This window comes from Mangrovibacterium sp. (assembly GCF_059905295.1).
The window spans coordinates 1-8,772 of sequence record NZ_JBZQJF010000282.1 but is presented as its reverse complement, the minus strand read 5'-3'; the positions used below and the strand labels follow the sequence as shown (position 1 = coordinate 8,772).

The following is an 8,772-nucleotide window of genomic DNA, read 5'->3' as shown; positions in this document are numbered from 1 at the left end:
TTAAAGAGTCAACTCCACCCGGTTACCTTCCGGGTCAAGAACGATTGATTCGTAGTAGCCGTCGCCTGTAGTACGGGGTTCACTTACGATTCGGAAGCCATCTTTTTTGAGGAGTTCGGTTAACTCATCAACTTTAGCTTTTGATCCCAAACCCAGAGCCAGATGGATTAATCCGGTTGCCTGCTTGATGGAGTCGTTTTTATTAACCGGAATGCCCGGCATATGCATGAGTTCCAATTTGCAATCGTCGTTAAATGCCAGAAAATAAGATTTGAAATCCCGACTGTGGTTATAGTATGCTTCGGAGGAGCTGGCATCGAAATAGTGCATGTAAAAATTGCGCATACCTTCCAGATCGCGCGTCCAAATAGCAATGTGTGCAATTCTCATACTCAAGACGGATTTAATAAGTTGACTAATTCAAATTCCATTCCTTGAAAAATTGCTCGAGGTACAGTTTCATGAATTTGTGCCTTTCTTCAGCCAGCTTTTTCCCGTAAGGGGTGTTCATGCGATCTTTAAGCAAGAGCAGTTTCTCGTAAAAATGGTTTATTGTTGGTGCATTGGTTTTCTTGTAAGTTTCAAAATCGATGTGCATTTCCGGTTTAACTTTGGGATCGTATATCAACCGTTGCTTATTGCCGCCGTAAGCAAAAGTTCGGGCAATGCCAATGGCTCCCATGGCATCCAACCGGTCGGCATCCTGTACAATCTGAGCTTCAACACTGGTCGGGGTGGTGTCCACTCCGGCTCCTTTAAACGACACTTCATCAATAATACGTTCGATTTTCAGGACTTTCTCTTCCGGAACACCTAGTTTGCGCATCCAACATGCACTTCGTTTTTCCTGATCTTGGTTGGTTTGTCGTTTCCAGTCATCCAGGTCGTGCAACAGGGCGGCCATTTCGACTAAAAATAAATCGGCTTGTTCGTGTTTGGTAATCCTTAGTGCAAGTTGCCAAACCCGATGTATATGCCACCAGTCGTGTCCGCTTGCATCTTGTTCAAATTGCAAACGTATATACATTGCTGTTTCGTGTATAAAAACCGATTGATCCATAGCTCTAAGTTACAGAAAGCGAATTGAGGATTTTTCATTTTGGTCGTATTTTTTTTGTGGAAGAAACAGTTGCTTGTATTGGGACGTGAACTTTGCAAAGGCTGGAAGTATCTAGTAGAGGAGTCGAAGAAAAACGTTTCGGCAGGGTTTTTGAAATGACTTAGCGCATGCTTGATTTTCAGTAATTGATAGAAAATGATGTTGTTAAAACATCATGAAAAAGATTCTGATTTGGTAGAAAACCTTACTTTTGCACACTGTTCTGGTTTCTTCCGCATGCTAAAGGGAGATGGGAAAATGACTATGAGTGAGAATATAAAACTGACTCTGCCGGAAATGCTCCAGGCGAGTTTTAAAAAATATCATTCCAATAATGCGTTGATGTTTGCCGGTGATAAACCGTTGACCTATGACGATGTGAAAATGGAAGTAGAAAGCTTAGGTAAGCAACTTCGTGCTTTTGGTGTCCAGCCGGGTACTAAGGTGGCTATCCTGAGTGCCAATATGCCTAACTGGGGAATTTCGTTTTTTGCCATATCGGTAGTTGGAGCTGTTGTTGTTCCAATTTTGCCCGATTTCTCGGCATGCGAAATCAAGAATATTTTATTACATGCGGAAGCCGAGTTTGTATTTGTATCGGCATCATTGCAGTCTAAAGTTGATCGTGAAGCGATTCCGGGCTTGAAGATAATCAGCATCGAAGAGTTGAAAGAAATTGATGCGACCGGAGCTTTGGTTGATTTACCTCAGGCTGATGATTCAGCCTTTGAGTATGCTCCCGTAGAAGAGGAAGATTTGCTTTCTATTATTTATACTTCGGGAACTACCGGAAAGTCGAAAGGAGTGATGTTGACGCACAAAAATATTGTTTGGACGGCTCAGCAGAGTATTCATTTTCAGTATGTCGATTCAACAGATCGCTTCTTGTCGGTTTTACCCTTGTCGCATACTTTCGAGAATACCCTGGGATTAATTTTCCCGATCATGAACGGTTGCTCCATTGCTTACTTACGCAAAGCACCAACAGCATCAGTATTGATGCCGGCTTTACAGCAGGTAAAACCGACAGTTATGCTGGTTGTTCCGTTGATTATCGAGAAAGTTTACAAAGGGAAAATATTACCACAGATCAATAGCAAGGCCATCACTCGAACGCTTTACAAGATTCGTCCGTTCCAGAAAATTTTGAGCCGTATTGCCGGTAAAAAGCTTCTGCAAACTTTTGGTGGCGAGCTGAAATTCTTTGGAATTGGAGGCGCCAAGCTGGACAATGAAGTGGAACGCTTCCTGATGGATGCTAACTTTCCATTGGCTATTGGTTATGGTCTGACAGAAACCTCGCCGCTTTTGGCTGGTGCAGTTGGCTCTAATGTGCGCTACTTGTCAACCGGGTTGCCGTTAAAAGGTGTTCATCTGCGAATTGCAAATGCTGATCCCCTGACAGGCGAAGGTGAAGTACAGGCACGTGGTGAAAATGTCATGAAAGGTTACTACAAAGAACCCGGTCTGACGAAAGATGTGTTTACAGAAGATGGCTGGTTCAGAACCGGTGATTTAGGAAAGTTCGATCGCGGATCACTGTTCATTAAAGGGCGTATAAAAAATATGATCCTTGGGGCGTCGGGTGAGAATATTTATCCGGAAGAGATTGAATCAGTGATCAACCGGATGGAGTATGTGCTGGAGTCGCTCGTCGTTCAGCAAAAAGGTCGTTTGGTGGCTATGGTGCACCTGAATATGGACGAGATTGAAATCCGCTTCAAGCAGGCTAAAGAGGAAGCAGTGTTGAAATTCAATACGAAGGTGGATGATATCCTGGCAGATATTCAGCAGAAGGTTAACGACGAAGTGAATAAATTCTCACGGATTCAGCTGGTGGTTCTTCAACCTGTACCTTTCGAAAAAACGCCGACTATGAAGATCAAGCGTTTTCTGTATCATTAAGAAAAGAGCAAAAGACAGCATAAAAAAAATCCCAGGCTTCATCGCTTGGGATTTTTATTTTTTTTGAATGTTGAAGGACTACTCACAAATGCTGTCGGCGCCGGTTGAGTCCCAGCAATGCCAATCCGTATCGTCGAAATATTGCTCGGACATTACCCGACCGGAATAATCCGTCCGACTCCATTCAATTTGTGAATCAACAAAGCCGCTTGTTTGTGCTGAATAAACATGGACATTTACATAGGCATCAAAAAAGTCGTCTTGCAAACCGTAAATAAGAGAACTGTTTTTGAATGTATTCGCTTGCCCGTTGTCATCCAACTCACGGACGTAAGTGTATTTTACATCGCCAACTTCTTCTCCGGTTTTCTCCCAGTCAATCTGCACAACTTTTTCCGGGTAAGTCGGGCTTTGGTAAAGAATCCATTGACCACTTTGTCCATCAAGATTCGAAGTACCTTCAAACCATAGAAATTCATCGAACCCATTGATGCCGGTTTTGGTGATGTACATTTTCCAGTCGATCTGGGTGCTTTGGAGGGTGCCCACCAAACGTGCCGTATACTGGCTTGTGAAGCCATCTACAGAGTAGGTCCATTGCCAGGAAGTGTCGTCGATTTTTTGCGGCGTTTGACTAAAGGCCGCTTTAAATGCGGTGACAGGAACGGCAAATGTGGTCCAAATGACCGCGTTCCAAAATCCAACAGAGACGGCTGAGTAGGTCCAGTTTGCTTGACTTACTACATTGGCTGATTTAGTGGTACTTGTCAGATTTCCGAAATCAATAACCATTGATTCGTAAGGTGGCAGAGTCACCGATTGTTCTGTATTTTCATCCTTATTACAACCGGTAATAGAGATGAAAGCCAGAAATAAAGTGAAAATTAGGCTTGTTTTTCTTTTCATAATCTTAATAGTTTGCATTCCAAATTTAGAACGGTATAAGGTTCAAATTATTGGATGGATTGCAAATTTATCGGAACCTTGTTCTTGATTATGAATTGGCCTTTAGAAGCTCGTGTAAATCATATTTTAATTCCCGCGAGATTCGGCTTTTGTTTGGGAAAAAGTACAGTTGAAGTGAGATCATAGCAATTGCTTCAAGCCAAAAGGTGTGTATTCCGGTCAGTGCGAAACAAACCAGGAAGAAATAACCGCTTCCCTCGATGGTTGCAGCACGCACAATCATGGCCGACTGAAATTGCGTTAACTTTTCATCCGCTGGCGTTGTTTCGATTCCGCTTAATCGCTTACGCGCAATTACGATCCCGGTAGGAATGGCAATTAAAGGCAGGAGATTTGCTATTAAAAGCAGGTATTCAGTTGTTGCGGTGTCGAAAATAGCGAGTGCTCCGGATGTGTGAATCAGGTAAAAACTCATGCCTGAAAAAAGAACAAGTCCGGTGATTAGACCAGAGTAAATGATGCGGATCGAATTTAACGAAGGTTGGTTTAGGAAGTTCGTCATTTTATCGGTTTTTTCTCATTGCGAGCCTGAAGATAGTAACTTATTCCAAGAAATTAGCTGTTGTAGAATAGCTTGGCTTCTGTAAGTCGGTGGAATAGTGTTTTGAAGGCCTTATTCAGAACGAAACGGCAATGAATATTTAAATTTTAAACACTTGTGATAATTCTGTGATAAACCCATCCTATCTTTCCTGCGTTTCAGCATAAAAAAGGGTATATGGAAAAGGCATTAATCATTGAGGATGACCGGGATATTTCCGAATTGATTGCCATTCACCTGAAAGATATGAATCTGGATGTGGATAAGGCTTTCGATGGGAAGGATGGGCTGATGAAGGCCCTGAACAACAAGTATCGCTTTATTCTACTTGACATCCGACTGCCTGAGCTGGACGGGTTTGAAGTGTGCAAGCGTTTGCGTATGGAAAAGAATAATACCCCGGTGCTGATGATTACTTCAAAGGCGGAGGAGATCGATAAAGTGTTGGGACTTGAAATTGGGGCAGACGACTATATCTCGAAGCCTTTTGGAATTCGGGAGTTGTTGGCCCGGATTAAGGCCGTTCTTCGTCGGACAGAACGGGCTCCGGAACAAACGGATGCTGAAGATATCGAGTTGCGCTATGATAATCTTTACATCGATGTGGGCATGAGGGTGGTCGAACTTTCCGGCGAGCGAATTGAACTGTCACCTAAAGAATTTGATTTGCTGGTTTACCTGGCCTCACACCCGGGAAAAACCTATTCGCGTATGCAGTTGCTCGATCAGATTTGGGGATATGAATTTGAAGGCTTCGAACACACGGTTAACTCGCACATCAATCGGTTACGGTCGAAGATAGAACACAATATGAGTCAGCCGGAGTATATATTAACAACCTGGGGAGTGGGTTATAAATTCAGGGAAGCTTGAAAGAAAGGGGGAGAAGATGAATACGATAAAGCCTAAAATAGTGAATCGTCTGTACCTGCAGGTATCAGCTATTTTCCTGTTGGTTTTGTTTCTGTTTACTGCTATTGCGATGTATGTGTCGGTTCAGGCTTCGCGCGATTATTCCGTAGAGGTGAATCAACGATTGAACCGGGAGCTGGCACAGAATACCGCTGATATGATTAAACCTTATATCAAAGACGGTAAAATCAGTGACGAGGCAATTGCTGATATCATGCACTCGATGATGGTGATTAACCCAATTGTGGAGGTTTATATTTTAGATACCAAGGGTAACATTCTGAAATATGTTGCGCCCGACAAAGTGGTGAAATTGAAGCAGGTTAAGCTGGAACCAATTCGGAAATTTATCAAAGATCCTGAGCACAGTATTATTTATGGAGACGATCCGCGAAATCCCGGCGAGTACAAGACCTTTTCGGCAACCGAAGTGATTGAAAACGGTCAATTAACCGGTTACATATATATTGTTCTGGCCAGCCAGAAGTACGTGTCGAACGCACAGGCTGTGCTTGGTAGTTATATTTTAGGTCTTTCTATTCGGTCGGTTATCATTATTCTGGTTATCTCGGCGTTGGTAGGCTTGCTGGCAATTTGGTTGATCACCAAAAAGCTGAATCCGATTATTCATGGAATTGATGAATTTCGCAAAGGTAACCTTCAGGCGCGAATCCCGGTGAAGAGTGAAAACGATATTGATCGCATTGGATTGGTTTTTAATGAAATGGCCGATACCATTGAGCAGAATATTCAGGAGTTGAAAGGGGTCGATAATTTGCGGCGGGAGTTGATTAGCAATGTTTCGCACGACCTGCGTACTCCGGTTGCTTCCATTCAGGGATATGCTGAAACTTTGATGCTCAAGCAGGGCAAAATTAGCGATGAGGAACAGCGTAAATATCTCGAGGTTATTTTCAAAAGTTGTGGTAGGCTGAAGAAGTTGGTGGGTGATTTGTTCGAACTATCCAAGTTACAAACTCAACAGGTGAAGCCCAATCCCGAGCCTTTCTCTATTGCAGAGCTGGTCTACGATATTGCGAATAAGTACCGCATTATTTCGCAAAAGAAAGGTATTAGCGTGAACACAACCATTGCCAAAAATGTCCCTTTAGTGGAAGCCGATATTTCGATGATTGATCGGGTATTGCAAAACCTGATTGACAACGCGATGAAATTTTGCCAGGAAGGTGATACCATCAATATTGAAATTGACAGTAAACTTCCCGGAAAAGTGGAGGTTCGTGTGGCCGATTCAGGGCAGGGGATCAACCAGGAGGATTTGCCCCATGTTTTTCAGCGCTACTACAAGGGAGGAGAAGGCAAACAAAGCACCGGGCTTGGATTGGCAATTGTGCAAAAGATTATCGAGCTGCATCATTCATCAATTCAGGTGTTCAGCCAGTATGGTAAAGGAACAACTTTTGTATTCGACTTACCGGTTGTGGCTTAAATAAGAAAGAAATAGAATCGCTCTGTGACCTTGTCGTGATAAAATGCTGTGATATTAGTGGTGAAAATTTGATTGCTGTTTGGCAGCGGTTGGTGTTTTCAACTTAAAATCAAATGCAGAAAGGAGAATAAAGATGAAACGAATGGTTAATGTGCTTTTCCTGACGCTGATTGTACTGACCAGTTGCGCTCAGGGAACGAAAAGCGGAAAGAATGAGAAAGATTCGCGCTATTACCGGCCATTGACAAAAGCCGAGGCGCGGGTGATTGTTAATAAAGGAACTGAAGCTCCGTTTAGCGGTAAATACGATGACTTTTGGAAGGACGGCGTTTACGTCTGCAAACGATGCGGGGCGGAACTGTACCGCTCGTCCGATAAGTTTGATGCCGGTTGCGGATGGCCTGCTTTTGATGATGAAATTCCCGGAGCTGTTACCCGAACACCCGATCCGGATGGCATGCGCACGGAGATTAGCTGCAGTAACTGTGGTGCCCACCTGGGCCACGTTTTTTTGAATGAAGGATTTACCGATAAAAACACGCGTCATTGTGTGAACTCAACATCCCTGGTTTTTGTGCCGGCCCGTTCGCCCAAGAATGCCAAACAGGACACGGCCATCTTTGCCGGTGGTTGCTTCTGGGGCGTTGAGTATTATATGGAGCAGGCCCCGGGAGTACTGGATGTTGAAGATGGCTACATCGACGGTCATACCGATCATCCGACCTACCAGGATGTTTGCAGTCATACAACAGGCTATGCCGAGGCTGTACGAGTTGTTTTCGATCCTTCGAAAACTGACTACGAAACGCTGGCCCGCCTGTTTTTCGAAATTCACGATCCCACACAGGTTAACCGGCAGGGCCCGGATATTGGAGATCAGTATCGATCGGCTGTTTTCTACCGTACCGAAGAACAAAAGCATATTGCCGAGAAGCTGATTGATATTTTGAAGCAAAAAGGCTATGATGTGGCTACCGAAGTGAAATTTGCGACGAAATTCTGGCCGGCCGAAGCATACCACCAGAATCACTATGAGCGAACAGGAGGCACTCCGTACTGCCACAAATACACCCAAAGATTTTAGATTTCCGGATTGTTGGACGATTAGATTGCTGGATGATCGGATTAATGGATGGTTGGATAATCGAATTATCTGACCATCTGCCTGTTCAATCATCCAGCAGTTTGATAATATGAGTGTCTAATTGTCTGGCTATTCGAGTCTAACCATCCGATAGCATTGTGATAAAAGGTTTAAACCAGCGTGACTCCCCTGTGATACTTTGTCAGGATCTTAGCGGTATAAATTTTAAAATCTAATGCTATGAAACTTTTACGCTTAACAATGATTTTGGCGTTGGTAGCAGGATTGTTTACTCAATGCGCCAACGAAATGAATGTCGACAATAACCTGAAGAGTGCTAGCTTGCCCGAAGGCACTTACACCATTACGGTTGAAAATGTCTCGGTTCCCTATGAATTTTTCGAGGCCGGGGCCAAGTTTATTCCGGATGGTGCAGAGACTGCCGGACCGGCCTTTCCTGGACATTCCTTCACTTTTTGGTTTCACGCCGGACCGAACCATAAATTGTCATTTGCAAGCATGTATGGCTTGTCGAACGATGGTTTTTATGCCCCTGGTGACGGTGGTATCCAAGTTTATGACGGCGATTTTCCGACTTCGGTAACAGAGCGCGACATTACTTCGGATTTGATGCTTTGGGATGCCGGAACACAGGTTAACCAAATGCCCGGGCCTGACAATCCGCATAGTGGTGCCGACGAAAACGGACTTGTTCAGTTGATGTCGGCAGTGGGCGACGGATACGACTACGGAACGGTTGCGTCCAACCTGAAAGCAACCTTGTATGCTCACGGTAACAGTTTGTTTTCAGTAAC

Annotated in this window: 9 protein-coding genes; 5 read left to right on the top strand and 4 right to left on the bottom strand. The window is 43.9% G+C overall.

Features of this window, described 5'->3' with window-relative positions; translation table 11 throughout:
- Window positions 1-390, bottom strand: a complete 390-nt coding sequence (locus tag AC37HE_RS14500) for a VOC family protein (RefSeq protein WP_500783570.1) — start codon at window positions 388-390, stop codon at window positions 1-3.
- Between the two features lie 25 nt (window positions 391-415).
- Entirely contained in the window at window positions 416-1,027 is a 612-nt protein-coding gene (locus AC37HE_RS14495) for an HD domain-containing protein (protein ID WP_500783569.1), read from the bottom strand.
- Between the two features lie 228 nt (window positions 1,028-1,255).
- On the opposite strand from AC37HE_RS14495, the gene AC37HE_RS14490 reads away from it, so the two are divergent.
- Complete coding sequence (locus AC37HE_RS14490) at window positions 1,256-3,004, top strand: AMP-binding protein (RefSeq protein WP_500783568.1); 1,749 nt, start codon at window positions 1,256-1,258, stop codon at window positions 3,002-3,004.
- Between the two features lie 78 nt (window positions 3,005-3,082).
- Here AC37HE_RS14490 and AC37HE_RS14485 read toward each other — a convergent pair whose 3' ends face one another.
- Window positions 3,083-3,910, bottom strand: a complete 828-nt coding sequence (locus AC37HE_RS14485; RefSeq protein WP_500783567.1) for a hypothetical protein — start codon at window positions 3,908-3,910, stop codon at window positions 3,083-3,085.
- An 88-nt stretch (window positions 3,911-3,998) separates the two neighbouring features.
- Complete coding sequence (locus tag AC37HE_RS14480) at window positions 3,999-4,472, bottom strand: hypothetical protein (protein ID WP_500783566.1); 474 nt, start codon at window positions 4,470-4,472, stop codon at window positions 3,999-4,001.
- 216 nt (window positions 4,473-4,688) lie between these two features.
- Between AC37HE_RS14480 and AC37HE_RS14475 the strand changes: the two genes are divergently transcribed.
- From AC37HE_RS14475 to AC37HE_RS14460, 4 genes are all read left to right on the top strand, one after another.
- Window positions 4,689-5,384, top strand: coding sequence for a response regulator transcription factor (locus tag AC37HE_RS14475; RefSeq protein ID WP_500783565.1), 696 nt, complete (start codon window positions 4,689-4,691; stop codon window positions 5,382-5,384).
- 16 nt (window positions 5,385-5,400) lie between these two features.
- Window positions 5,401-6,873, top strand: coding sequence for a sensor histidine kinase (locus AC37HE_RS14470; RefSeq protein ID WP_500783564.1), 1,473 nt, complete (start codon window positions 5,401-5,403; stop codon window positions 6,871-6,873).
- A gap of 133 nt (window positions 6,874-7,006) precedes the next feature.
- Entirely contained in the window at window positions 7,007-7,957 is a 951-nt protein-coding gene (locus AC37HE_RS14465; RefSeq protein ID WP_500783563.1) for a bifunctional methionine sulfoxide reductase B/A protein, read from the top strand.
- 240 nt (window positions 7,958-8,197) lie between these two features.
- On the top strand, window positions 8,198-8,772 hold a 575-nt coding region (locus AC37HE_RS14460; protein ID WP_500783562.1), incomplete at its 3' end, for a spondin domain-containing protein.